Source organism: Bacillus sp. JUb11 (genome assembly GCF_024807925.1).
In the GTDB taxonomy this organism is placed as follows: domain Bacteria; phylum Bacillota; class Bacilli; order Bacillales; family Bacillaceae; genus Bacillus; species Bacillus altitudinis.
Map to the genome: position 1 here is coordinate 547022 of NZ_JANUEZ010000001.1, position 23809 is coordinate 570830.

The window sequence follows — 23809 nt, forward strand, 5'->3', positions numbered from 1 at the left end:
TGAGAACCATTTTTCACCACATACTATTTTTAACCCATCGTATAGGAAGTGACTTGGATGGACGGACAAATCTTTATTCGGCTGCGCCATCGGATTAAGACTGGTAATGATCAGCTTGTTTATTTAGAGGATATCGCCCAAATCACTGGAGATGACAGTGCTGTGCAAAAGCTGAGCAAAATGCCGATATACCATGTCAGCAAAAAGGATCGTCACATCGTTGTGTTAGATATCATGCATGTGGTCAAAACGATCAAAAAAACATGGCCTGACATCGACATTCAAACGGTCGGAGGCTCAGAGGCCATTGTTGAAATTGATACAGGTAAACGCCAACTGTCCCCCGTATTATTCGTGTTTGTATGGCTCCTCTTATTTGTCGGAGCGGCCCTTGCCATCATGAATTTCCATGAGGATGTTAGTATGCGGCTTGTTCATATCCGCCTTTACGAGATGATTACTGGAAACACGGTTGAGCATCCGTATTTATTACAAATTCCATATAGCTTTGGACTCGGTTTGGGCATGATTTTATTTTTCAATCATGTGTTTAAAAAGCGTTTAAACGAAGAGCCAAGCCCGCTTGAAGTGGAAATGTTTAAATATCAGCTCGATCTTGATCATTATGTCGCACTCAATGAAAACAAAGAAACATTGAAAGATATCCATGATCGGTAAATGGCTTTTTGTGGTGCTTGTTGGGCTCGGCGGCGGTTTAACGGTAGGTGCAGGATTCGTGGCGTTTCTCACAGTGCTTGGTATTATCCCTCGATTAATGCAATTAACGAAAACGCAGCGTTTTATTCAAGGATATGAGGCTGCCGTGATAAGTGGAGCGGTCGGTGGCGGCTGGGCTACTTTAAGTCAAGTCCATTTGCATTTATCCAAATGGCTGGCGCTACCGATCGGTCTTTTATCTGGCATTTTTGTCGGCATGCTTGCTGCCGCACTCACTGAAGTGTTAAATGTACTTCCTATCTTAACGAAAAGAATTGGAATGGACGGCAAAATTGTGCTGTTGCTCATGGCCATCGTCTTAGGAAAGGTGTTTGGCTCGCTATTTCATTGGCTTATTTATATTTAAAAATGTGGAGGGAACAACACGTGTCAAGTTTAAAAGAGAACTATCCATCTAAAGTGAAAACGTATCAGCCGAAACCTCCTTATGTACTGAACTGCATCAAGGCTTTTCTTGTCGGCGGTTTGATTTGTGCGATAGGCGAGGGATTGCAAAATTTCTATATTACTTTTTTTGATTTTAATGAGAAGACAGCAGGGAATCCAACGGTGGCGACCCTTATTTTAATTTCTTCTATTTTAACTGGTATTGGTATTTACGATAAAATCGGCCAGTTTGCTGGAGCGGGATCAGCTGTCCCGGTGACAGGATTTGCAAATAGCATGACAAGTGCGGCTCTTGAGCATAAAAGTGAAGGGCTTGTGTTAGGTGTAGCGACCAACATGTTTAAACTGGCTGGGAACGTCATTGTGTTTGGTGTCGTCTCGGCATATGTCGTAGGGATTATTCGATACGTCTTGGAAAAGATGTTTTCGTAGGAGGAATAAAACGTGAAACTAACAGGTAAGCAATCTTGGGTATTTGAACACAAGCTTTATGTGAATGCGGAAGGAACAGCTGCAGGACCGAAAGAAAAAGAAGGCCCAATCGGTCATCTCATTGATAAAACCTATGATGAAATGCACTGTTATCAAAAGAACTGGGAAATGGCTGAAAGGCAGCTCATGGATGATGCCATATCAATGGCCTTATCAAAAGCGAATTTGCAAAAAAGTGATATTGACCTTTTGCTGGCAGGAGATTTACTGAACCAAAACGTGACAGCCAACTATGTGGCAAGAGAACTCAAAATCCCGTTTCTTTGTTTATTTGGTGCCTGCTCCACATCTATGGAATCAGTCGCCATTGCCTCAGCGTTAATAGATGGTGGGTTTGCCAATAGAGCACTTGCTGCGACAAGCAGTCACAATGCGACGGCAGAGCGGCAATTTCGTAATCCAACAGAATATGGTGGGCAAAAACCAGATACAGCCACAAGTACAGTGACAGGGAGCGGTGCTGTCGTCATCAGCCAAGAACCTTCCCAAATTCAAATTACAAGTGCCACCGTCGGACGGGTGATGGATCTTGGGATTACAGATCCATTCGATATGGGTTCGGCTATGGCGCCTGCAGCGGCAGACACAATCAAACAACATTTAGAAGACTTAGGCAGAACAGTAGATGATTATGATCTCATCCTAACAGGAGATCTATCTGGAATTGGATCGCCTATTTTAAAGGATCTTCTGAAAGAAGATGGCATTCAGCTTGGACGGAAGCATGATGATTGCGGATTAATCATATACACACCTGATCAAAATGTATTCGCTGGAGGCAGCGGCTGTGCCTGCTCAGCTGTCGTGACATTCAGTCACATCTTTCAAGAAATGAAAGCAGGGAATTTGCAAAGAGTATTGGTTGTAGCAACCGGGGCGCTTCTCAGCCCAATGATGGTTCAGCAAAAAGAGACCATTCCAACCATTGCGCACGGAGTTGTATTTGAGCGTGCAGGAGGAGAAAGCTAATGGATTATTTGATTGCTTTTGTTGCAGGCGGACTGATTTGCGTGATCGGCCAGCTTTTACTTGATGTACTGAAGCTCACACCGGCACATGTCATGACGACCTTTGTTGTGGCGGGGACGATTTTAGACGGGTTTGGTATTTATGATAAATTTATTGAATTTGCAGGAGCGGGTGCTACCGTCCCTATCGTAAGCTTTGGTCATAGCTTGCTTCATGGGGCGATGCATCAGGCTGATGTCCACGGATTTATTGGAATCGGAATTGGGATTTTTGAGTTAACCTCTGCTGGAATATCAGCTGCAATTTTATTTTCATTTATCATTGCACTTATCTTTAAACCGAAAGGATAACCTAATATGGGGCAAAGACGCAAAGTCATTTTAGTGACAGACGGAGATATATATGCTGCCAAAACGATTGAGCTTGTCGCAAAGAAAGTCGGCGGAAGATGTATTTCCAGCTCAAAAGGGAATCCGAGCAAACGAACAGGACCAGAACTGGTCCAGATGATTTTAAAAACGCCGTATGACCCAGTGTTTGTCATGTTTGATGATTCTGGCTTAACAGGTGAAGGAACAGGGGAGGCGGCTATGAAGCACGTAGCACGTCACCCTGAAATTGAAGTGATTGGCGCCATTGCAGTGGCATCTAAAACCCATCAAGCGGAATGGACAAAGGTACATGTCTCCATTGACCGGGAAGGTGAACTGACAGAATACGGCGTTGACAAACATGGACTTCCAGAAATGGAACCACACAAAATGAGTGGAGATACAGTGTATTGTCTCGATTCACTACAGCTTCCGATTGTTGTCGGCATTGGAGATATTGGCAAGATGGGACGGAAAGATGATCTAAGCAAAGGGTCCCCCATCACAATGAAGGCAGTCGAATTAATTTTAGAAAGGAGCGGTTTCCATGAAGAAAGACAAGGTGCACGTGTACCGAGATCCGAAGAAAAATGAAGACTTTTTCAAAGACAATGTCGGGATGGGTCTCAGCTTTGACCTTGGCGTTCGGAAAATTTATGTCCATGATCAGGAAATCCAGCTTTACTATGTAAATGGATTATGTGATACACAATATGTGATCTATTTATTAAAAGAACTGATTGAAATCAATGACAACGAACCTGAATCAGATGATCTTGCACGTGTGGTAGAAAACCGTCTTGTCAATCAGCAAGTCTCAAAAGTTGAAACGCTTGATGAAGCAGTGGATCAAGTGTTGTCTGGACTTGTGGCAGTCGTTGTCGAAGGTGAAAATTACGCATTTATTATTGACGTCAGGAGCTACCCTGGCAGAATGCCGGAGGAACCGGATACAGAAAAGGTTGTCAGAGGTGCAAGAGACGGCTTTGTTGAAAACATCATTGTGAACACAGCACTCATTCGCAGAAGAGTGCGGGATGAAAAACTGCGATACAAAATGCTTAAAGTAGGCGAGCGTTCTAAAGCAGACGTCTGTGTTTGTTATATTGAAGACATAGCTGACCCTGATCTTGTTGATATTATCGAAAAAGAAGTGTCTGGGATTAAAGTTGACGGACTGACGATGTCTGATAAAACAATAGAAGAATTTATCATTAAGCAAGGATATAATCCCTTCCCGCTTGTGCGATACACCGAGCGCCCAGATGTAGCCGCTAACCATATATTAGAAGGGCATGTCATCATCATTACGGATACATCTCCTAGTGTCATCATTACACCAACCACTATTTTTCATCACGTTCAACATGCTGAAGAATACCGCCAGGCGCCAGCAGTTGGGACTTTTTTAAGATGGGTGCGTTTTTTAGGCATCTTATGTTCTACTTTTCTTTTGCCGATCTGGTTTCTTTTTATTCTAGAACCGAATCTTCTGCCAGACAATCTAAGCTATATTGGATTTAACAAACCCTCCCATATCCCTGTTATTCTCCAAGTATTCCTTGCTGATTTTGGGGTGGAATTTTTACGAATGGCGGCCATCCATACGCCGACCGCCTTGTCGACTGCTATGGGTTTGATTGCAGCCGTCTTAATTGGACAAATTGCAATTGATGTCGGTTTATTTACACCAGAGGTCATATTATACGTCTCGCTAGCAGCCATCGGCACATTCACCACTCCAAGTTATGAACTGAGTGTCGCTAATAAAATCATCCGACTGATCATATTAGCACTAGTAGCGATCTTTAAGCTGAATGGATTAATCATCGGTTTTACGCTGTTACTTATTTATTTAACATCCATTCGTTCCTTACAGACGCCTTATATGTGGCCGTTCATTCCTTTTAATGGAAAGGCTTTGTGGCAAGTGCTCATTCGGACGTCTGTTCCTGGCTCAAAAGTAAGGCCAAGCATCGTTCACCCTCAGAACAGATCAAAAATTCCGCCAAATTCTTAACGCTCGTTGAAAGTGGCTGAAGATTGTGATATTGTATTTTTAACTTTGAGAAACGGCAAAAGGCAGCTTGTGCAGCTGTCTTTTTTCAGCCGAGGCGGAGAAAGAGGGAATGACATTGTATTTACACGGCACTTGCAGACAAAATGAACTCGGACATTTAGAAATTGGTGGTGTTGATGCCGTTTCTTTAGCTGAAACGTATGGGACACCACTTTATGTATATGATGTGGCTTTAATACGGGAGCGTGCAAAAAGCTTTCAGAAAGCATTTATTGAAGAAGAACTAAAGGCTCAGGTGGCATATGCGAGTAAGGCGTTTTCTTCTATCGCCATGTTCCAGCTGGCAAAAGAAGAAGGATTATCACTTGATGTCGTTTCAGGCGGGGAGCTGCACACAGCCATTTGTGCCGGATTTCCAGTAGAAAAAATTCATTTCCATGGTAACAACAAAAGCAGAGAAGAATTAAAGATGGCATTAGCGCATGGAATCGGCTGTATTGTTGTTGATAATTTCTATGAAATCAACCTCATTGAACAGCTTGGTCAAGAGCTGTCAAAACAGGTGAAAGTACTCCTCCGCATCACGCCGGGCGTTGAAGCACATACGCATGACTATATTACAACAGGTCAAGAAGATTCAAAATTCGGTTTTGATCTTCATAATGGACAAGCAGACGAAGCGGTCAAACAAGTACTTGAATCAGAAGTGATCGAGCTTTTAGGTGTCCACTGCCATATCGGCTCTCAAATCTTTGATACAGCTGGTTTTGTCCTTGCGGCAGATAAGATTTTCTTGAAGCTAGATGAATGGAGAGAATCATTTGGATTTATTTCCACAGTGCTGAACTTAGGCGGAGGCTTTGGCATCCGTTATACAGAAGAGGACGAACCACTTCCAGCAACTGAATACGTGGAGAAAATTATTCAAGCGGTGAAAGAAAATGTAGCCCGCTATGAGTTTAAGATGCCTGAAATTTGGATTGAGCCAGGCCGCTCCCTTGTTGGAGATGCGGGAACCACTCTTTATACGATCGGCTCATCCAAACATGTACCTGGCATTCGCGATTATGTAGCCATTGACGGCGGAATGAGTGATAACATTCGACCTGCTTTATATCAAGCAAAATATGAAGCAGCGAGCGCCAATAAAATGAGCCAAACGCATGATCAAACTGTGTCCATTGCAGGCAAATGCTGTGAAAGTGGAGATATGCTCATTTGGGATATTGATCTGCCAGAGTTATCACAGGGAGACTTGTTAGCTGTCTTTTGTACAGGAGCTTATGGCTACAGCATGTCAAACAACTATAACCGCATCCCGCGCCCGGCTGTAGTATTTGTAGAAGATGGGGAAGCGCAGCTTGTCGTTGAGCGTGAGACATATGAGGACATTGTCAAATTGGATTTACCTTATCAATCAAAAGTGAAATCATCGACTTAAAAAAAGCTGCCTGATCATCAGGCAGCTTTTTCTATGACATTTATTTTCCACCAGTAAATACAGAGACGATCGCGTTCCAAATGGAGACAAAGAAATCCCAAATCTTCTGTAGAAGGTTTTTCCCTTCATCTGATTCTATGAATTTTGTAATCTTGTCTTTTGCTTTATCAATTTGAGATCCGACTTGTTTCCAATCGATATTGATATTTTTCATCTTATCAAAGAGAGAGACAAGTTGATCTTTTTGGTCTTGTGTTAGATTTAAGTTCAAATCAGAAGCGGCTTGATCTACTTTTTCTTCCACTTCTTTTGTTGTTTTAGGAACTCCATTTTTGGCAATGTCATCTTTGATTTTTGCAATCAGGGCAGAAGCATTGTCTTTTCCAATAGAGTCTCCCAGTTTAGATGTTGTTACAAGTTCTTCGTTTGCCACCTGTTTCACATCTTCGGGAATGGCTTTGTCGCTTGACACTTCATAGGCTTTTAATAGACCTGTCAGTGCTGCTGTACCAGATACTTCAAACGGCGCCGTCACGACAACCTTTGCATCTTTCACGCCTGCGGTCATTAAAGCATTTAAATACATCTCATCTGTAATTGTCTTAATGTTATGTGTATCCACGGTCAGACCCGTACCTGATTTTTCAATGGTGATGGATGAAGATGATAAGGCTCTCGTCCCGATAGAAGAACGAGGGATATACTTTCCTAAATATTCGTGCTCTTCTTTATTGGTTACTTCAATTTTTGTCGCATTTTCAGGTGGATTCAACTCGTCAAGCACCTTCTGGCGATCAGCCGGTGTTAAGTCTTGCCCGAGTGTGACGATGACATCGCCGACAGCTGCATCCGCTAAGCTGACTTTTGGCGCACCAATCAGTAAAAGGAGCGCTGCCATCATACCAAGCATTGTTTTTTTAAACATGTTGACCTCCTTCAAGTCGAAAGCGTTTCTCGAGGGTGAGAAACTCATCTTTTGAGTACATGATTTGAATTGTACTCCATCATATAGACGTAACAAATCAGTCTGACGTTTCAATTTTCTTTTAAAGATGTTTGAAACCTCCAATATGATGAAGTGATTTGCTCAGTCTGTGATCATTTCCTTAGGAGAAAAGGATCAAGCTCTTTTATTTTATCAATGATGGCAAAAGAGGTAAATCACATTCGACAAGCAGGGGATGTTTAACATCACCGAAAATGTGCTATAATGAGCGTTGTTTAACCTGAAAGGAGAATGTGAAAAATGGCGAAAAAAGGATACATACAATTAACGAATGGAAAGAAAATTGAGTTTGAACTTTACCCAGAGGCTGCTCCAGGTACAGTAGCAAACTTTGAAAAATTAGCGAATGAAGGCTTCTACGATGGATTGAAATTCCACCGCGTGATCCCAGGGTTCGTAAGCCAAGGCGGCGATCCAAACGGTAATGGAACTGGAGGACCTGGTTACACAATTAAATGTGAAACAGAAGGAAACCCTCATCAGCACGAGAGAGGTTCATTATCAATGGCACACGCTGGTAAAGACACTGGCGGCAGCCAATTCTTTATCGTACATGACCCACAGCCGCACTTAAACGGTGTTCACACTGTTTTTGGCAAAGTAACATCTGGTATCGAAGCTGTTCTTGATATGGAACAAGGACAAGGCATGGAAAAAGTCGAAGTGATCGATGCTTAATCCAAAACACCGCTTAATTGCGGTGTTTTTTTATTTTACATCTGATGTTCCTGTGATCTGTGCCGTGAAGCGGTAGGTGATCATCCAATATAAAAGGGCTAAGGCGCTGATAGAGGCTCCAAATAGACATACCCCATTCCAGCCAGCGTTTGCGTATATGTTAGTTGATACAATAGAACCGAGCGCACTGCCGAGGGAATAAAAAATCATATAAGCAGCAGTCAGCCGGCTTCTCGCCTCAGGCCGGACCATGAAAATCATACTTTGATTGGTCACATGAACGGCCTGCACAGATAGGTCAAGAATGACTATACCAACGATTAATAAAATGAGGGAATATTCAGTGAAAAAGATAAAACACCATGAAAAGAGTAATAGGACAAGGGCGATGCACGTTGTTAACTGTCCTAAGCCTCGATCAGCAAGGCTTCCAGCTCGAGCGGCACCTAATGCTCCGGCAACTCCAGCAAGGCCAAATGCACCAATTGCCGTATGTGACAGATTGTATGGCGTAGTGCTGAGAGGCAGCACAAGTGAAGTCCACAGCGTGCCAAACACAACAAAGATCAGAAAACCCAGTACGCCACGAATACGTAGAATTCGTTCTTGTCTGAACAATATAAACATTGAAGCGAGCAAGTTCACATAGGATATGGAGGCTCTCTTGCTGTCAGCACGCGGAAGATACCGGTACAACACGCCAGTTATGATCAGCATCATCACGCCGGAAACGAGATAGACTGATCTCCAGCCGGCGAGATCGGTTAGTACACCAGCAAACGTTCGTGCGAGAAGAATACCAATCACAATTCCACTTTGAACCAAGCCCACTATGCGGCCACGTTCTTCAGGAGCGGCCCACGTCGCTGCGAATGCTACGAGTACCTGAGTGACTACAGCGAGCAGTCCCACCGCAGCTAGTCCTATGAACAGGAAGGTGGCGGTAGGGGCGATACCGACTAGAATGAGAGATAACACGGATACTAGCATTTGAGCTACGATGAGCCGCCGTTGGTTGAACAGATCACCAAGTGGTACGATCAGTAGCAGTCCTAGCGCATAACAAAGCTGAGTAATCGTAATGACCATACCAACGGATGAATAGCTGATACCAAACTCGGCTGCGAGGGAGTCTAATAATGGCTGTGCAAAGTATATGTTTGCAACTGCCATCCCTGAGGCTGTCGAAAACAGTAGAGCCATATTGCGAGTCATCGTTGATCGGGTGTTTATTTGTAAATGAGTCGTTTCCAGATCAGAATGTTCAACGGTATTCATTTTTTCTTTTTTCATGCATGTCATCCTCTCTTTTCGTACTAAATAGTATAATATACTGTTTGGTATAAAATAATTCCTGTTAAGGATAACCAGAGAAACGTTTTAAAGTCAAGATGATGTAGTGAAGATCTTGAGAGGGGCAGTCGATTTGACAATGATACGTCAATAAAATAAAATGATAATGTACCGATGAGTAAAAAATCCTTATAAGAAATAGATGATTGATTTAGTGAAGAGGTTTTTATGATAGAAATGAGGGTTGATGATGGTTCGACAACGGGAATTTGATGAGGAAAAAGCATTAGATGAGGCCTTGTTGCTTTTTTGGGAGAAGGGGTACAGAGCCACTACATTAAGCGACTTAACTGCAAAAATGGGAATACAGCGGCCAAGCTTATACTCAGCGTTCGGTGATAAAGAGGAATTGTTTGAAGCGGCATTACGCAAATATACAACTCAGCATGCTGCCCACATTCGAACAAAACTTCAAAACAGTCTATCTGTAAAGGAAGCATTTCATACATTATTTGCTGAATTAGTAGCAGAGGAATATGGACATGGGCCGAGTAAAGGGTGCTTCTGCATCAATACAATAGTCGAGCTTGCCCCCCACGAAGAGAAATTTGAAATTCTCACAAGAGAGCATCAGATGTATCTTTCGGTCATTTTTGAAGAAAAAATTGTACAAGGTATTCGCTCGGGTGAGCTCGAAAGCAGTCTGAATGCCAAAGCCTTAGCACAGGCGCTGGTTGTTTCTTTTATTGGACTTACAGTTCTCATGAAATCTCGCCCAGAGCGTTCATTTGTAGATCATTCTGTAGCGACGATCCTTTCCATATTGAAATAAATAGTCTATATAAAGAAAGCGTATTTTGATCAATTGATTAAAACACGCTTTTTCTTTTAGGGTGTGATGGACACGTTTTTGTGATATGATAAGAGAACAAACATTCGTATTCGTGAGTGTCACCATATGTAGCTCTAAAAATAAGTGAAAGTGCACATCTAAAAAGCGTGTGATCATGCTGAAAGAAAGCAGGAGATACTTTGAAACCATTAACAAAAGAAGAAAAAAACCAGATGATGATTGCCATTCAGCGTTACTTTGCTGAAGAACGAGAAGAGGAGATTGGTGAATTAGCAGCCATCAATATATTAGAATTTATCACAAAACATCTTGGAAGCTACTATTATAATCAAGGGGTTCGTGACAGCCGAAATATCGCTGTTCAAAGATCTCAATTGTTAGAGGAAGATCTATTCGCATTAGAGAAAAGAATATAATCAAAAAGCTCGTCTTTCTTGTTCACCCTGCTAACAGATAAAGAGGAAAAAAGACCCCCTTAATAAAGAACGCATATTCGTATCATATGTAATGATGAAAAGGTGGAACCAAAAGTCCACTTGAATCGTTATATAAGTAACCATTGAAAATCAGCTTTTTTGGTTTTATTTCATCAAAAGAAGGAATAGAACATACAAATAGGCGAAGTGCAGATGATGGAGGTTCTAAATATGGGGAAAATCAAATTAAAAATCGCAATCTTATTTGTTTTACTGCTTTGTTTAGGCGCAGGTTATTTATACATGAATGGCATGAAAATTGAAGATGTGCCAACAGCCATTGGCGAAAGTTTAACGAATAATGATAAAGATTACACCATCTATGAATATACCATTACAAAAATTGATGGTGATGAGTATTACGGTCAAGCCAAAAATGGCACGAAAATCATTTTTAATGGGAAGAAATTTGAAGATGATGTGGCCGATCTGAAAAAAGGCGATCGTATTAAAGCATACTTTAGTAATGAAAAAAGAATAGACGGTCTTATAAAAGTAGTAAAAGTCGTCAATTAACAAGTCTCCTTTCCTATAGGGAGGCTTTTTTTATGAACAGGTGATAAATCTTGATTGTTGCATTTGACCACAAGGATCGCTATAATAGCCCCTAAGGACAGCTAAATATCGATTGTATCCTTCGGGGCAGGGTGAAAATCCCGACCGACGGTAATAAAGCAAATGCTTTACAGCCCGTGACCCGTTAATTTATTAACGGTTGATTCAGTGAGAAGCTGAAGCCGACAGTGAAAGTCTGGATGGGAGAAGGATAACGAAAGCTATGTATGAACAAAAAATATGTGTTGATCATAGTTTTATTTCTAATGCAAAAAAACCACAGCCCCGGAATTTTTCCGGGGCTTTCTGTATGTCAATATAGTCATCGCATGCAGTGTTTATTAGGTGATCCCTCATTTACCTTGTATGGACCATAAAAAGCGACGAAGGTGTTCAATCGATCACATGTCCCAAACATCGCTTTTTCATAAAGTGAGAAATACAAAAGAAAGAGAAAGGGAGGATCACATGTTTACGGGGATTATTGAAGAAGTGGGTACAGTCCAGTCATTGAGCAAAAGATCCGCAGATGCCATGGAAATTATCATCAAGTGCAGTCGTGTACTAGAAGATGTTCACCTAGGCGATAGTATCGCCATCAATGGCGTTTGTCTCACTGTCACAAGCTTCACAAAAGAACAGTTTGCGGCAGATGTGATGCCTGAGACGGTCAAAGCGACATCACTTGATCAGCTTGCACCAGGTAGCCAAGTGAATTTAGAGCGAGCGATGTCATCAAATGGACGATTCGGCGGTCATTTTGTTTCAGGCCATGTTGATGGAACGGCTGTGATTACCCGTGTAGAAAAGAAGAGTAATGCCATTTACTATGATTTGAAAATGGACAAGACCCTCACAGATATGCTCACAAAAAAGGGATCGATCGCAATAGACGGCGTCAGCTTGACTATTTTCGATTTGCGAGATGCTCATGTGACAGTTTCTATCATTCCACATACGCTTGAAGGAACTATTTTCCCGACTAAAACTATGGGGGATGTAGTAAATATTGAATGTGACATGATCGGTAAATACATTTATCGCTTTTTAACAAAAGAGCAAAATGAAAAGCAGCCATCACGATTAACCCCATCATTTTTAAAAGAGCACGGATTCTAGGAGGCGATTGTATGTATCATTCAGTTGATGAGGCAGTAAATGCCCTGAAACGAGGAGAAATCATTATCGTAGTAGATGATGAAGACAGAGAAAATGAAGGAGACTTTGTGGCACTTGCTGAGCATGCAACGCCGGAAGTCATTAACTTCATGGCTTTACATGGAAGAGGTCTTATTTGCACACCAGTTCATGCCTCGATTGCGAAACACTTGGATCTGCATCCCATGGTCGAGCGAAATACGGATGCACATCATACAGCATTTACAGTGAGCATCGACCATACGTCAACGACAACTGGTATAAGTGCTTTTGAACGCTCAACGACCATTTTGGCCATGTTAAATAAAGAGTCAAAACCAGAAGATTTTGCCCGCCCAGGTCATGTTTTCCCTCTTATTGCGAAAGAGGGGGGCGTAGTAGAAAGACCAGGTCATACAGAAGCGGCCGTTGATCTTGCCAAACTTGCGGGTTCAGTGCCAGCGGGTGTCATATGTGAAATTATGAATGCAGATGGAACCATGGCCCGCGTACCCGAACTACAAAAAATTCAAAAAGAACACGATTTAAAGATGCTGACGATTGAAGCATTGCAGGCATATATAAACAAGCAAACAACGACAATGAAAACAAAATAAAAATCACAAAAAAGGATGATGAACATATGAATACAATACAAGGTAATGTAGTAGCAGAAGGATTAAAGTTTGGAATCGTCGTCGCTAGATTTAATGATTTTATTACAAGCAAATTGCTAGATGGAGCAGAAGATACATTGCTCAGACACGGAGCAAACGGTGACGATATTGATGTCGTGTGGGTGCCGGGGGCTTTTGAAATTCCGTATATGGCAAAAAAACTAGCAGAAACAAAAAAATATGATGCAGTCATTACACTTGGAACCGTGATTCGCGGGGCAACATCACATTACGATTATGTTTGTAATGAAGCGGCTAAAGGAATCGCACAAAGTGCCATCTCAACAGGGGTGCCGATTATCTTTGGTGTACTGACAACAGAATCTATTGAACAAGCCATTGAAAGAGCCGGTACAAAGGCTGGAAATAAAGGCAGTGAATCGGCTGCAGCTGCTATTGAAATGGCCAACCTAAATCGAACGTTTCGTTAATTTGATGAAAAAGAGTTTAAAAACAACCTAAAAGTGTTTATAATGTGTGATGAGCAAGTGATTCATAAGACATTTGCTGGAGAATAGGATAATTTTAATATTGAGGGGTATATATGTTAATTCGTTACAAGAGGTCTTTTGAAAAAATTGCCATGGGACTCCTGTCCTTTATGCCGGGTGAGAAAGACGTCAAACAGCTTCAGCAGACGATAAAGTCGTATGAAATGGATGAAGATCGGCAGCTGTTCCTTTGGAAAGATGGTGAGGATATCGTCGGTGCGATTGGTGTGCTGAAAACAGACGACCAAGTACAAATCGAACATATTAGTGTCAATCCGTCCCATCGTGACCAAGGCATCGGCAAGGAAATGGTATTAGCCGTGGAAGAAGTATTCAAAACGAAAACACTCATTCCAAATGAATTAACGCAAGGCTTCTTTCATAAGTGTCACAATGAAACAAACTAAATATCACACATGTAAAAGCAGAGGTTATATGCCTCTGCTTTAGATTGTTGACAAAGGGCTAAAATGAACTTGATTTTAGCCCTTTGTCTTCCTTTTCAGCGTGATAGAAAACCTTTGCAGTCTAGGAAGGACGAGTACTGGAGCGAATTCGATATTCGTGAGCACCGGCACGCAGGACTGACACCGAATGCGAGGGTTTGTCTACACGCTAGAGCAGAGGTTATATGCCTCTGCTTTTTTTACGTTCCATCTGCTTTTCACGTTCAAGCAATACGTCCGTCCGATCACGCAGTCTATGCTTTTCAATTAAGAATGTATGGGATAAGTTGCTCTCCTGTCCGAAGGTTAAGCCTTCTTTTTCCGCCATCTCTTGGCATAAAGAAAGAAGCGTATCATCTCGGATTGGCAGCATCACACTTTCGTAGGGCGTGTCTTCATCGATTTTCTTTTTCAGTGTTCTCAGCAGTAAAAGAAATGCCTCTTCATCAAGACCTAATTCTGTTAGTACGTTCCGGTCCGAATCTAATATATGAAGGCTGTTTGAAATCAGCCGTTTTGCTCCTTTTCCATTTCCTCGTCTTTGATGATACAAAGCAACAGCAAGCTGAATGAGACCCACCCAGTACTTTTTGCGCTGATGAGGAGGATCTTCTTTCCAAAATTCTTCAAGAATTTCATGACACTCAAAATAATCTCTTGTCGTATGAAATTCATGTAAAAAAGCCACGTACGCTTTAGGATACACAGCGGTCATCTCCTTTTCCACTATCAGTCTAACATACCGAAAAGAAAAGAAGAAAGAGCGCCCCTTTATGAAAGGACGCTCTGTTTCTTTAATAAACCCAAGCCGCGCCAACGATGATCAGCAAGATGAACAGCACAACAATAAGCGCAAATCCTCCGCCGAAGTAATAACCATCTCCCATAATGTTACGGCCTCCTTTTTCATCAGTTCTGATTACAATGGTATTCTATGTATAAATGCCCTCATTGGTATGGGCGAATCCACTGTTTTTCTTTTTTTGCCTGCTGCCTCATGGTCGAAATTATATTGGACGAGAGCTTTATCGTGTCTTATACTAAAGGTTAGCCGATGAAAACGGTACTTAGAAGACAGTAGAAATGGTGAGAAAAGAATGCTGGAATATCAGGTGAAAATAGATTCGTTTGAGGGTCCTTTGGACTTGCTTTTACATTTAATTAACCGTTTGGAAATTGATATTTATGATATTCCCGTCGCTAAAATTACGGAGCAGTATTTATTATATGTCCACACGATGAGGGAGCTTGAACTCGATGTTGCAAGTGAGTATTTGGTGATGGCTGCAACTCTCCTCAGCATTAAAAGCAGAATGCTTCTTCCAAAACAAGAGGAAGAGCTGTTTGATGAAGACCTGATGGAAGAAGAAGAGGACCCTCGTGATGAGCTGATTGGCAAATTAATTGAATACCGCAAGTATAAAAATGCAGCGCAAGAACTGAAGGAACGTGAAGAAGAGCGGCAAAACGCCTTCACAAAACCACCAAGTGATTTAAGTGAATTTGCAAAAGAAGCAGAAGCGAAGGACACAAACTTACATGTCACGGTGTATGATATGTTAGGTGCGTTCCAAAAGGTATTGAACCGCAAAAAAATAACAAAACCAGCACCATCAAAGATTACAAGACAAGAAATCCCGATTGAAGACAAAATGAATGAGATTATGAACCATTTAAGAAAAACAAAAAAGCGAACCAATTTCATGACTTTATTTCAACATGATCAAAAGGAACACCTTGTCGTGACGTTTCTTGCTGTTCTCGAATTGATGAAAAGCCATCAAATCATGCTGGAGCAAGAAGGAAACTTTGAAGATATTTATATCATAGGGAGTGAAACGATTCATGACGCTTGATATCGTGAATTGGAAAGCCATCTTAGAAGCGCTGCTTTATGCAGCAGGTGACGAAGGCTTAACAAGAAAACAGCTCATGTCTGTTCTTGAAGTTGATGAGGCAGCGTTGCTTGATATTATGTCTGCCGTAAAGGAAGAATATCAAAAACAAGAACGAGGAATTGAGCTCATTGAATATGCAGATTCATATATGCTGCTGACGAAAAAAGAATACAGCGTATATTTAAAAAAATTAGTAGAGACACCATCGAAAGGTTTGTCACAGGCAGCGCTAGAAGTGCTCGCCATTGTCTCGTATAAACAACCGATTACACGCAGCGAAGTCGAGGAGATCAGAGGCGTTAAATCAGAACGAGTGCTGCATAGTTTAGTTGCCAAAGCACTGCTCTGTGAAGTAGGACGTGCCGATGGACCGGGACGAGCGATCCTTTATGGGACAACACCTACCTTTTTAGAGCAATTTGGTTTAAAAGCCTTAGATGAATTGCCGCCACTTCCAGAGAATGTGGAAGCAGATGGGGTACAAGAAGAGGCTGATCTCTTTTTTGAAAACTTCAATCAAACATTTGAAGAGATAAAATAGTTCAAAATAAGGAAAAATGTATGATAAAATATAAAAAAGATTTTAGGTCTAAAATCTTTATTTGAAAGATAAAATGGTGACAAAGCCATGAGGGGAAGGTAAACACGAAACAAATGGCACATATGAATGTAAAGGCTCAAGTTGATCAAGCAGGCGTTTTTTTATCAAAGGTTGCAGTTGAAGTGAATGATTTTCTGAACGAAGCTACCTTATCAAGCTTGAAACGATTAAACCCGGAAGCGGAAGCCTATTATTGTGACATATTAAGTACATTGCGGAAGCTTGCAGTTTATAGCGAGGATGCCGCGGCGGTTTGTAGGAAAATCAGGCAGCAGCAGACATTCCCGCAGCAAGCCGCACAGCAGACGCTTCATCGTATTTATCATCAATGTATTGAAGAATTTTTTACACCAAAAAAGGATACATGGTATGAAAATAGCCGTTCAGCCTACACAGGAAAAAGCTGCATTGTTTTCCATCATGAAGTATCGGCTGAGGTCAAACGTTTGTTTTCTTCATTAGAAAAAGATTTTTTAACGATGAGAGAAGAGCTGGAATATACAACATCTCATCAGCAAATGAAAATGGTATAAAGAAGACAAGGCAACTCTCACATGAGAGTTGCTTTTTTTTATGGACGAGGCATCATAACTTTTTCAGCCGCGCATACACTTGTACAAAACGGACAAGGACGTGAATGAACATGCCCTATTTAAAAATTGGAACAGCAGTCCTTCTTCTATTAACACTCTTACTGCCTTTTTCCTCACACGCTCAAGCAGACGTCTCATTATCGGTGAGTGCGAGAAGCGCCATTTTAATAGATGGACAGTCAGGCAGAGTCCTATTTGGAAAGGACGAGCACGAAAAAAGAAGAATCGCCAGTATCACAAAAATTATGACGGCTGTATTAGCCATTGAATCAGGAAAAATGAACGACATGGTCAAAGTGTCAAAACGTGCGATTCAAGCGGAAGGTTCTTCGATTTATTTAAAGGAAGGACAGAAGGTGAGTTTAGAAGACTTGACATACGGGCTCATGCTGCGCTCTGGAAATGATGCAGCTGTTGCCATTGCAGAACATGTTGGCGGCAGCTTAGAAGGGTTTATTTTTATGATGAACCAAAAGGCCTCTGAACTAGGCATGGAGAATACGAATTTTCAAAATCCGCATGGACTCGATGATCATAAAAACCATTATTCATCAGCTTATGATATGGCGATCTTAACGAAGTACGCCATGAAGCATCAGCAATATCAAAAAATTGCCGGTACCACCTTTTATAAAGCAAAAACAATCGAGGGTTATTGGAAAAATAAAAACAAGCTGCTCACGGGTTTGTATCAATATTCGACTGGAGGGAAGACAGGATATACAAAACTTGCAAAACGCACACTTGTCTCCACAGCTGCAAAAGGAGATGCTGCGCTCATTGCTGTGACGATTAATGCACCGGATGACTGGAAGGATCATATCTCAATGTTTGAGTATGCATTTGATCACTATAAAACGTATGTGCTTGCTGAAAAAGGCAGGCTCGCTTCGTTAAAAGGGACTTTTTACGAAAAAAAAGCGTTTATTAAGCGGGATGTGGACTATTTACTAAATGAGGATGAGAAAAAACTAGTGGAAATCGAAACGGAAATGCTGACGCCTGAAAAGAAATGGGAGAAAAACAAAGAAGCGATCCCAGATGTAGTAGGGAAAATGACGTTCTTACTGGATGGTCAGGTAATTGAGCAAGTCCCCATTTTTTATGAAAACAAACGCAACCGAATGCCCCAAAAAAGCTTTCAAGAAATGTTTAAGTCTGTCTTTCAGACATCGATAGGCGGATCTTCATGGTCAATCTGATTTGGGTATTCCTCACGGTCATCGGTCTTGTCTATGCAATGTTTAACGGAACGATGCATGAAGTGAATGAAGCGGTCTTTAAAGGATCAAAAGAAGCGGTCACCATTTCAATTGGGTTGATTAGTGTTCTTGTATTCTGGCTAGGATTGATGAAGATCGCAGAAGAAGCGGGGTTGTTACATTTCTTTAGTAAATTATGCCGGCCCTTTATCTCAAAACTATTTCCTGAGATTCCTGCGAATCATCCAGCGATGGGGTATATTCTGTCCAATCTCATGGCAAATTTCTTTGGCCTTGGCAATGCTGCCACTCCACTTGGGATTAAGGCGATGGAGCAGATGAAAGCATTAAATGGCGGAAAAAATGAGGCGAGCCGGTCTATGATTACGTTTTTAGCAGTCAATACATCTTCTATCACACTTGTGCCAACGACTGTCATTGCCATTCGTATGACCTATGGCGCAGATCAGCCAACAGATATTGTAGGCCCAACCATTTTGGCGACACTTATTTCAGGTATCGGTGCGATTATGATTGATCGCTATTTCCACTATCGCAGAAGCAGGCGGGGGTGATCTTGTGGCATTTATTAACTGGCTGTCACTTGCTTTGATTCCACTGATCATCGCAGGAATATTGATTGCAGGGACGATTAAAAAAGTACCGACGTACGAAACATTTGTAGAAGGCGGGAAAGAAGGCATTCAAATTGCCTTTTCAATCATTCCATATTTAGTCGGTATGCTTGTCGCCATTACGATTTTCCGAGCATCAGGTGCCCTTGATTTTGTCATGGAATTATTGAAACCTGTGTTTACAGCGATTGGTGTTCCTACAGAAGTGGTGCCGCTTGCGCTTATTCGTCCTATATCAGGAACAGCGGCGCTTGGTATGACATCAGACTTAATTGCGACTTATGGTCCAGACTCTTTTATCGGCAAGCTTGCCGCCGTTATGCAAGGGTCAACGGATACGACCCTTTATGTTTTAACCGTCTATTTTGGAGCAGTTGGTATTAAAAAAATGGGAGATGCACTGAAAGTGGGGCTGCTTGCAGACCTGATTGGGATCATTGCATCGATTATTATCGTCAGTTTGTTATTTAGCGGCGCCTAATCAGGTGCTTTTTTTATTTCGTGGATGGAAAACAGCTTTTTTGTTGAAATTAGACAGATGAAACGCTTATTTTTCCACGAATGCTTGTTTGTTTCAAGCCAAGCAAGTAAGATAGTACATGAGGTGAAAGACAAATGGAACGTTTACAGAAAGTAATTGCCCATGCCGGCGTCGCTTCTAGACGAAAGGCTGAAGAATTAATTAAAGAAGGACGAGTTACCGTTAATGGTGAAACAGTGACAGAGCTCGGAGTAAAGGTGGGCTCTTCAGATAAAATTGAAGTCAATGGCTTAAAGCTTGAAAGAGAAGAACCGGTTTACTTTATGCTTTATAAACCGCGCGGCGTCATTTCAGCTGCCGAGGATGATAAAGGACGCAAAGTCGTGACAGACTTCTTTGATGATGTTCCGCAGCGTCTGTATCCAATCGGCCGGTTGGATTATGATACGAGCGGTTTAATTTTGATTACAAATGATGGCGAATTTGCCCATAAGCTTATGCATCCGAAATATCAAATTGATAAAACGTATGCAGCGAAACTAAAAGGCATCCCTTCAAAAGAATTGCTTAGAAAGTTAGAAAAAGGAATCATGTTAGACCATAAAAAAACAGCACCTGCCCGTGCCAAAATGCTTTCGATTGATAAACGAAAGCAAACATGTATTGTGCAATTAACCATTCATGAAGGCAGAAACAGACAGGTTCGCCGTATGTTTGAAGCAATCGGCCACGACGTTCTAAAACTCAAAAGAGAGCAATATGCTTTCCTTCATATTGAAGGCATGAGACCAGGAGATCGCAGAGAATTGACGCCGCATGAAGTGAAACGCCTAAGAGCGATTGCGGATCATGGGAAAAGCGCTTTTTAATTTTCACATAAACTTCAAAAAATGAAGAAGCATCAAAAGAAGGAGAATGCTATAATTTACCTGAATGTCTATGGGGAAGGGGTACTTCAGATGAAGAAAAGACGATTTTTCATACGGACGGGCATTCTCCTCGTGATGCTTGCTGCACTGTGTTATACGATGTATAACTCAGTATTTGCCAAACAGGATCAAATCAAAGAAGGATCTATTGCGCCGAACTTTGTCCTTCAATCGGTAGATGGGGAACGGATTGAATTAAAGGACTTAAAAGGCAAAGGCGTCTTTCTCAATTTTTGGGGTACATGGTGCGGTCCATGTAAGCAGGAATTCCCTTATATGGCAAATCAGTATGAAGTGTTCAAGGATCGCGGTGTCGAAATTGTTGCCGTGAATGTGGGGGAATCCAATATTGCTGTGAAGAACTTTATGGATGCTTATGGCGTGAATTTTCCTGTTGCCATGGACAAAGATCGTCAAGTGACAGAGGCATATGATATTACGCCGCTGCCAACCACATTTTTAATTAATCCTGAAGGCAAAGTAATCAAAGTCATAAAGGGGACGATGACAGAACGTAATGTCTATGAATATATGAATTTGATTAAACCAAAGGGGTCATAGAATGAAAGAGGTAAAGTGCGAGTGTGGACATATTAATCCAATCGGTACTGTTCTATGTGAATCATGCGGGAATCCCATTTCAGTAAAAGAGAAAAATTCATCAAAACTGCTTGATATGAGATATGACGGCAGTGCAAGACGCTCGCAAACATACAACAAAACGATTGTTGATAAAGTATGGAACTTTTTTTCTTCCGTAAAAGTGGGTGTGTGGCTCATTGTCATCACACTGTTAGCTTCTTCGCTAGGAACTATTTTTCCGCAGGAGCGGTTTATTCCGCCAGGTGCATCAGCTTCCACTTATTATGAGGAGCAATATGGGTCGTTTGGCAAGTTATATTACATCCTTGGATTCCATGATCTTTATAATTCTTGGTGGTTTTTAGCCCTTGTCGCATCTATCGGAATTTCCCTTGTGATTTGCAGCCTTGATCGAGTGATTCCACTTTATCGTGCACTCAAAAATCAAGGGGTTGTCAAAAAAGAAGGCTTTATGAGAAGGCAGCGTCTTTTCAGTGAAACAAATCAAACATTAGATCAACATACATATGAAGGCATCGTTAGTAAGATGAAACAAAAGCGTTACCGCGTAAGAGAAGAAGATGGACATATTTTAGCTGAAAAAGGCCGCTTTTCCCGCTGGGGACCTTACGTCAATCATATTGGATTAATTATATTTCTCATTGGATCCATGCTTCGGTTTGTCCCGGGAATGTACGTGGATGAAACATTATGGGTAAGAGAAGGCGAAACGGCACCAATCCCAGGGACGGGAGGCCAATACTTCTTAAAGAATAATGCGTTCTCAATTGACCGCTATGAATCTGAAAAAGAAAAAGAAGTCTTTGAAAATGCTATTGAAAAGGCTGGCGATGGTCAAGTCGTCAAAAGTTATAAAACCGATGCCGTTTTATACAAACGTGAAGGGGAAGTTGTTTTTGGTGAAAAGCCAAAGCTGAAGCAGGTAACAGAACACGATATTAAAGTGAATGAACCGCTTAAGTTTGACAATTTCTCATTATATCAAGTGGATTTTAAACAAAATGAACTCGATCAAATGGTCTTTCAACTGATTCGAAAAGATACTGAGAAATCTTTCGGAACAGTGAAGATTAATCTGCTGGAGCCTAAGTCAGAATATGATCTTGGTAGCGGTTACAAAGTCAAGGTGATGAGTTATTTGCCTGATTTTTATTTTGACGAAGATGGCACACCTAGTACGAAAACGAGGAATCCGAATAATCCTGCGTTCGTATTTGAAATGATCTCTCCTGAAAAACCAAAAGGTGAAAAAAGTTTTGTCGCGATTCAAGAGACAGTAGAGGGTTCTGATAACAATCTTTATAAAATGAAATTTGACCGGGTTGAAACAAAAAACGTGACAGGTTTAACGGTTCGAAAAGACTTAACACTCTGGGTACTTATTGTTGGCGGAATGATCTTTATGATTGGTGTCGTACAAGGGATGTACTGGCAGCATAGAAGAATCTGGCTGTCGGCAAAGGGTGGAAAAGTGTTTGTGGCAGGACATACAAACAAAAACTGGTTCGGCTTAAAGTCTGATCTCAAGGTGTTACTGCATGGCAGTGGCATCAAACAGCCAGTGGATCAAAAAGAACTGCCTGATACAACAAGTATCAGCAAAAGCAAGGGGGAAGGATTAGATGGCGGCAGTCAGTGAAAACCTGTTATTTGCAGCTTTTCTATTGTATTTAGCGGCAGTTCCTTTTTTTGGAGGGGCCATTAAAGGAAAAAAGAAAGAAGAGGGTCCGCGCAAAAACAAGGCGGCACTTATCGGCATAACGCTCACCATCATCGGTTTTTTGAGTCAATTTGGCTATTTTATTTCAAGGTGGATCGCGTCTGGTCACGCACCAGTCAGTAATCTGTTTGAATTCACCACAGCCTTTGGCATGATGCTGGTGCTCGCATTTATTATTTTATATTTTGTCTATCAAGTGTCTGTGCTAGGTTTATTCACACTTCCAATCGCTTTATTAATCATTGCTTATGCAAGCATGTTTCCATCGGATATTTCACCGTTGATTCCTTCGCTTCAAAGTAATTGGCTATATATTCACGTCACGACAGCAGCGCTTGGTCAAGCCATTTTGGCGATCAGTTTTGTGGCAGGTGTGATTTTTCTTTTGAAGCATGTCGATCAAACAAAACCGGGGAAGAAAACCTTTGGCTTAGAGCTGGTCATGTTTATGATTGTGGTCACCCTTGCATTTATCGCTGTCACGTCCATTTTTAGAATGACAGGGTATGAAGCGAAATTTAATTGGGTAGATAAAAATAAAGAAGAGAGCGTCATGGTCTATGAGCTTCCTGCCTTAGTAGGACCTCATAAAGGAGAACTTATCACAAAAGATCGTTTAGAGCCTGCGGTTGATCTGCCGCCTGTTTTTTCAGGTAGAAAGGTGAATACAGTGCTGTGGTCATTTGGCGTTGGGCTGATTATTTATGGACTGCTAAGATTGATCATTCGCAAACGACTAAGTGCGCTGCTTCAGCCGCTCGTAAGACAGGTGAATCTCGATTTAGTCGATGAAATTGGGTACAGGGCTGTTTCCATAGGATTCCCTGTATTTGCGTTAGGCGGTCTTATTTTTGCGATGATCTGGGCACAAATTGCATGGACGAGATTCTGGGGATGGGACCCGAAGGAAGTATGGGCTTTAATTACATTTTTATTTTACGCCGCCTATCTCCACCTTCGGTTATCACGAGGCTGGCATGGTGAAAAGTCCGCTTGGCTTGCTGTAATCGGATTTGCGATCATTATGTTTAACCTCATCTTTGTCAACCTAGTGATTGCGGGGCTTCATTCTTACGCGTAATCGCATGAAAAAGGCCAACTTTTATGATTCGATTCG

Annotated in this window: 30 protein-coding genes and 1 riboswitch; of the genes, 26 read left to right on the plus strand and 4 right to left on the minus strand. The window is 41.6% G+C overall.

The annotated features are described in order from the left end of the window. The first annotated feature begins 57 nt into the window (after positions 1–57). The 8 genes from M2369_RS02870 (at position 58) to lysA (ending at position 6418) form a co-directional block, all read left to right on the plus strand. On the plus strand, positions 58–678 hold the full coding sequence (locus M2369_RS02870; protein ID WP_061419522.1) for a stage V sporulation protein AA: 621 nt from the start codon (positions 58–60) through the stop codon (positions 676–678). Then, positions 668–1084 (plus strand): stage V sporulation protein AB, encoded by a 417-nt coding sequence (locus M2369_RS02875; RefSeq protein ID WP_061419521.1) that lies wholly within the window; start codon positions 668–670, stop codon positions 1082–1084. The genes M2369_RS02870 and M2369_RS02875 overlap by 11 nt, the downstream gene beginning before the upstream one ends. Positions 1085–1104: 20 nt before the next feature. Beyond that, positions 1105–1557 carry a stage V sporulation protein AC gene (gene spoVAC / locus M2369_RS02880; RefSeq protein WP_024718929.1) on the plus strand — a complete coding sequence of 151 codons (453 nt, stop codon included), beginning with the start codon at positions 1105–1107 and terminating at the stop codon, positions 1555–1557. Between the two features lie 12 nt (positions 1558–1569). Beyond that, positions 1570–2586, plus strand: coding sequence for a stage V sporulation protein AD (gene spoVAD / locus M2369_RS02885; protein ID WP_024718928.1), 1017 nt, complete (start codon positions 1570–1572; stop codon positions 2584–2586). Continuing rightward, positions 2586–2936: a stage V sporulation protein AE gene (gene spoVAE, locus M2369_RS02890; RefSeq protein ID WP_007501045.1), complete on the plus strand. Its 351-nt coding sequence runs from the start codon at positions 2586–2588 to the stop codon at positions 2934–2936. The genes spoVAD and spoVAE overlap by 1 nt, the downstream gene beginning before the upstream one ends. Positions 2937–2942: 6 nt before the next feature. Further along, a complete protein-coding gene (gene spoVAEA / locus M2369_RS02895; protein ID WP_226650633.1) occupies positions 2943–3551 on the plus strand; it encodes a stage V sporulation protein SpoVABEA in 609 nt (202 codons plus the stop codon). Continuing rightward, entirely contained in the window at positions 3505–4977 is a 1473-nt protein-coding gene (locus tag M2369_RS02900) for a spore germination protein (RefSeq protein WP_007501043.1), read from the plus strand. Before spoVAEA ends, M2369_RS02900 begins: the two co-directional genes overlap by 47 nt. Positions 4978–5092: 115 nt before the next feature. Beyond that, positions 5093–6418, plus strand: a complete 1326-nt coding sequence (lysA, locus tag M2369_RS02905) for a diaminopimelate decarboxylase (RefSeq protein ID WP_024718927.1) — start codon at positions 5093–5095, stop codon at positions 6416–6418. 40 nt (positions 6419–6458) lie between these two features. Here the strand turns inward: lysA and M2369_RS02910 are convergent, their stop codons facing one another. After that, entirely contained in the window at positions 6459–7343 is an 885-nt protein-coding gene (locus M2369_RS02910; protein ID WP_008344446.1) for a DUF1002 domain-containing protein, read from the minus strand. A gap of 321 nt (positions 7344–7664) precedes the next feature. On the opposite strand from M2369_RS02910, the gene M2369_RS02915 reads away from it, so the two are divergent. Further along, the gene (locus M2369_RS02915) at positions 7665–8102 is read left to right on the plus strand and encodes a peptidylprolyl isomerase (RefSeq protein ID WP_007501040.1); all 438 of its coding nucleotides are present in this window, start codon (positions 7665–7667) and stop codon (positions 8100–8102) included. Between the two features lie 30 nt (positions 8103–8132). Here the strand turns inward: M2369_RS02915 and M2369_RS02920 are convergent, their stop codons facing one another. Next, positions 8133–9395 (minus strand): MFS transporter, encoded by a 1263-nt coding sequence (locus tag M2369_RS02920; protein ID WP_251211249.1) that lies wholly within the window; start codon positions 9393–9395, stop codon positions 8133–8135. 250 nt (positions 9396–9645) lie between these two features. Here M2369_RS02920 and M2369_RS02925 point away from each other — a divergent pair, with 250 nt between their 5' ends. The 7 genes from M2369_RS02925 (at position 9646) to M2369_RS02955 (ending at position 13991) form a co-directional block, all read left to right on the plus strand. Continuing rightward, entirely contained in the window at positions 9646–10227 is a 582-nt protein-coding gene (locus M2369_RS02925) for a TetR/AcrR family transcriptional regulator (RefSeq protein WP_249856009.1), read from the plus strand. A gap of 200 nt (positions 10228–10427) precedes the next feature. Continuing rightward, entirely contained in the window at positions 10428–10664 is a 237-nt protein-coding gene (locus M2369_RS02930; RefSeq protein WP_017359788.1) for a DUF2164 domain-containing protein, read from the plus strand. A 231-nt stretch (positions 10665–10895) separates the two neighbouring features. Continuing rightward, complete coding sequence (locus M2369_RS02935; protein ID WP_008344451.1) at positions 10896–11240, plus strand: hypothetical protein; 345 nt, start codon at positions 10896–10898, stop codon at positions 11238–11240. Between the two features lie 113 nt (positions 11241–11353). After that, positions 11354–11495: riboswitch (FMN riboswitch) on the plus strand. A 252-nt stretch (positions 11496–11747) separates the two neighbouring features. Next, on the plus strand, positions 11748–12398 hold the full coding sequence (gene ribE / locus M2369_RS02940; RefSeq protein WP_138278694.1) for a riboflavin synthase: 651 nt from the start codon (positions 11748–11750) through the stop codon (positions 12396–12398). Between the two features lie 11 nt (positions 12399–12409). After that, positions 12410–13033, plus strand: coding sequence for a 3,4-dihydroxy-2-butanone-4-phosphate synthase (ribB, locus tag M2369_RS02945; RefSeq protein ID WP_017359786.1), 624 nt, complete (start codon positions 12410–12412; stop codon positions 13031–13033). 26 nt (positions 13034–13059) lie between these two features. Next, a complete protein-coding gene (gene ribH / locus M2369_RS02950) occupies positions 13060–13524 on the plus strand; it encodes a 6,7-dimethyl-8-ribityllumazine synthase (RefSeq protein ID WP_007501031.1) in 465 nt (154 codons plus the stop codon). 113 nt (positions 13525–13637) lie between these two features. Continuing rightward, complete coding sequence (locus M2369_RS02955; protein ID WP_017359785.1) at positions 13638–13991, plus strand: GNAT family N-acetyltransferase; 354 nt, start codon at positions 13638–13640, stop codon at positions 13989–13991. 220 nt (positions 13992–14211) lie between these two features. On the opposite strand, the gene M2369_RS02960 is transcribed toward M2369_RS02955, so the two are convergent. Beyond that, on the minus strand, positions 14212–14736 hold the full coding sequence (locus tag M2369_RS02960) for a DUF309 domain-containing protein (protein ID WP_138278693.1): 525 nt from the start codon (positions 14734–14736) through the stop codon (positions 14212–14214). Positions 14737–14824: 88 nt separating this feature from the next. Continuing rightward, on the minus strand, positions 14825–14917 hold the full coding sequence (locus tag M2369_RS02965; RefSeq protein WP_008359694.1) for a YjcZ family sporulation protein: 93 nt from the start codon (positions 14915–14917) through the stop codon (positions 14825–14827). Between the two features lie 210 nt (positions 14918–15127). Between M2369_RS02965 and M2369_RS02970 the strand changes: the two genes are divergently transcribed. The 10 genes from M2369_RS02970 to ccsB all read left to right on the plus strand — a co-directional run bounded on the left by M2369_RS02970 (position 15128) and on the right by ccsB (position 23773). Then, on the plus strand, positions 15128–15886 hold the full coding sequence (locus tag M2369_RS02970) for a segregation/condensation protein A (protein ID WP_007501021.1): 759 nt from the start codon (positions 15128–15130) through the stop codon (positions 15884–15886). After that, complete coding sequence (gene scpB, locus M2369_RS02975; protein WP_008344462.1) at positions 15876–16469, plus strand: SMC-Scp complex subunit ScpB; 594 nt, start codon at positions 15876–15878, stop codon at positions 16467–16469. The genes M2369_RS02970 and scpB overlap by 11 nt, the downstream gene beginning before the upstream one ends. 113 nt (positions 16470–16582) lie before the next feature. Continuing rightward, complete coding sequence (locus M2369_RS02980) at positions 16583–17062, plus strand: YpuI family protein (protein ID WP_024718922.1); 480 nt, start codon at positions 16583–16585, stop codon at positions 17060–17062. Between the two features lie 110 nt (positions 17063–17172). Beyond that, entirely contained in the window at positions 17173–18324 is a 1152-nt protein-coding gene (locus tag M2369_RS02985; RefSeq protein WP_017367523.1) for a D-alanyl-D-alanine carboxypeptidase family protein, read from the plus strand. Then, positions 18312–18899, plus strand: coding sequence for a nucleoside recognition domain-containing protein (locus M2369_RS02990; protein ID WP_007501015.1), 588 nt, complete (start codon positions 18312–18314; stop codon positions 18897–18899). The genes M2369_RS02985 and M2369_RS02990 overlap by 13 nt, the downstream gene beginning before the upstream one ends. Positions 18900–18903: 4 nt before the next feature. After that, a complete protein-coding gene (locus M2369_RS02995; RefSeq protein ID WP_039165799.1) occupies positions 18904–19440 on the plus strand; it encodes a spore maturation protein in 537 nt (178 codons plus the stop codon). A gap of 134 nt (positions 19441–19574) precedes the next feature. Continuing rightward, the gene (gene rluB, locus M2369_RS03000; RefSeq protein ID WP_008344472.1) at positions 19575–20309 is read left to right on the plus strand and encodes a 23S rRNA pseudouridine(2605) synthase RluB; all 735 of its coding nucleotides are present in this window, start codon (positions 19575–19577) and stop codon (positions 20307–20309) included. 90 nt (positions 20310–20399) lie between these two features. Beyond that, on the plus strand, positions 20400–20930 hold the full coding sequence (gene resA / locus M2369_RS03005) for a thiol-disulfide oxidoreductase ResA (protein ID WP_017359780.1): 531 nt from the start codon (positions 20400–20402) through the stop codon (positions 20928–20930). Between the two features lies 1 nt (position 20931). Continuing rightward, positions 20932–22611, plus strand: a complete 1680-nt coding sequence (gene resB, locus M2369_RS03010; protein ID WP_173408101.1) for a cytochrome c biogenesis protein ResB — start codon at positions 20932–20934, stop codon at positions 22609–22611. Further along, complete coding sequence (ccsB, locus tag M2369_RS03015) at positions 22595–23773, plus strand: c-type cytochrome biogenesis protein CcsB (protein ID WP_144679400.1); 1179 nt, start codon at positions 22595–22597, stop codon at positions 23771–23773. The genes resB and ccsB overlap by 17 nt, the downstream gene beginning before the upstream one ends. Positions 23774–23809: the final 36 nt, after the last annotated feature.

Excerpts from the sequence above, each read along its gene's own strand:
- M2369_RS02875 (WP_061419521.1), top strand. The coding sequence starts at position 668 with ATGATCGGTAAATGGCTTTTTGTGGTGCTTGTTGGGCTCGGCGGCGGT.
- M2369_RS02910 (WP_008344446.1), bottom strand. The coding sequence starts at position 7,343 with ATGTTTAAAAAAACAATGCTTGGTATGATGGCAGCGCTCCTTTTACTG.
- M2369_RS02900 (WP_007501043.1), top strand. The coding sequence starts at position 3,505 with ATGAAGAAAGACAAGGTGCACGTGTACCGAGATCCGAAGAAAAATGAA.
- ribB (WP_017359786.1), top strand. The coding sequence starts at position 12,410 with ATGTATCATTCAGTTGATGAGGCAGTAAATGCCCTGAAACGAGGAGAA.
- M2369_RS02990 (WP_007501015.1), top strand. The coding sequence starts at position 18,312 with ATGGTCAATCTGATTTGGGTATTCCTCACGGTCATCGGTCTTGTCTAT.
- M2369_RS02965 (WP_008359694.1), bottom strand. The coding sequence starts at position 14,917 with ATGGGAGATGGTTATTACTTCGGCGGAGGATTTGCGCTTATTGTTGTG.
- M2369_RS02870 (WP_061419522.1), top strand. The coding sequence starts at position 58 with ATGGACGGACAAATCTTTATTCGGCTGCGCCATCGGATTAAGACTGGT.
- scpB (WP_008344462.1), top strand. The coding sequence starts at position 15,876 with ATGACGCTTGATATCGTGAATTGGAAAGCCATCTTAGAAGCGCTGCTT.
- M2369_RS02955 (WP_017359785.1), top strand. The coding sequence starts at position 13,638 with ATGTTAATTCGTTACAAGAGGTCTTTTGAAAAAATTGCCATGGGACTC.
- M2369_RS02925 (WP_249856009.1), top strand. The coding sequence starts at position 9,646 with ATGGTTCGACAACGGGAATTTGATGAGGAAAAAGCATTAGATGAGGCC.
- ccsB (WP_144679400.1), top strand. The coding sequence starts at position 22,595 with ATGGCGGCAGTCAGTGAAAACCTGTTATTTGCAGCTTTTCTATTGTAT.
- spoVAE (WP_007501045.1), top strand. The coding sequence starts at position 2,586 with ATGGATTATTTGATTGCTTTTGTTGCAGGCGGACTGATTTGCGTGATC.
- M2369_RS02980 (WP_024718922.1), top strand. The coding sequence starts at position 16,583 with ATGGCACATATGAATGTAAAGGCTCAAGTTGATCAAGCAGGCGTTTTT.
- resA (WP_017359780.1), top strand. The coding sequence starts at position 20,400 with ATGAAGAAAAGACGATTTTTCATACGGACGGGCATTCTCCTCGTGATG.
- spoVAEA (WP_226650633.1), top strand. The coding sequence starts at position 2,943 with ATGGGGCAAAGACGCAAAGTCATTTTAGTGACAGACGGAGATATATAT.
- M2369_RS02985 (WP_017367523.1), top strand. The coding sequence starts at position 17,173 with ATGCCCTATTTAAAAATTGGAACAGCAGTCCTTCTTCTATTAACACTC.
- rluB (WP_008344472.1), top strand. The coding sequence starts at position 19,575 with ATGGAACGTTTACAGAAAGTAATTGCCCATGCCGGCGTCGCTTCTAGA.
- M2369_RS02920 (WP_251211249.1), bottom strand. The coding sequence starts at position 9,395 with ATGAAAAAAGAAAAAATGAATACCGTTGAACATTCTGATCTGGAAACG.
- M2369_RS02935 (WP_008344451.1), top strand. The coding sequence starts at position 10,896 with ATGGGGAAAATCAAATTAAAAATCGCAATCTTATTTGTTTTACTGCTT.
- resB (WP_173408101.1), top strand. The coding sequence starts at position 20,932 with ATGAAAGAGGTAAAGTGCGAGTGTGGACATATTAATCCAATCGGTACT.
- ribH (WP_007501031.1), top strand. The coding sequence starts at position 13,060 with ATGAATACAATACAAGGTAATGTAGTAGCAGAAGGATTAAAGTTTGGA.
- M2369_RS02915 (WP_007501040.1), top strand. The coding sequence starts at position 7,665 with ATGGCGAAAAAAGGATACATACAATTAACGAATGGAAAGAAAATTGAG.
- M2369_RS02970 (WP_007501021.1), top strand. The coding sequence starts at position 15,128 with ATGCTGGAATATCAGGTGAAAATAGATTCGTTTGAGGGTCCTTTGGAC.
- ribE (WP_138278694.1), top strand. The coding sequence starts at position 11,748 with ATGTTTACGGGGATTATTGAAGAAGTGGGTACAGTCCAGTCATTGAGC.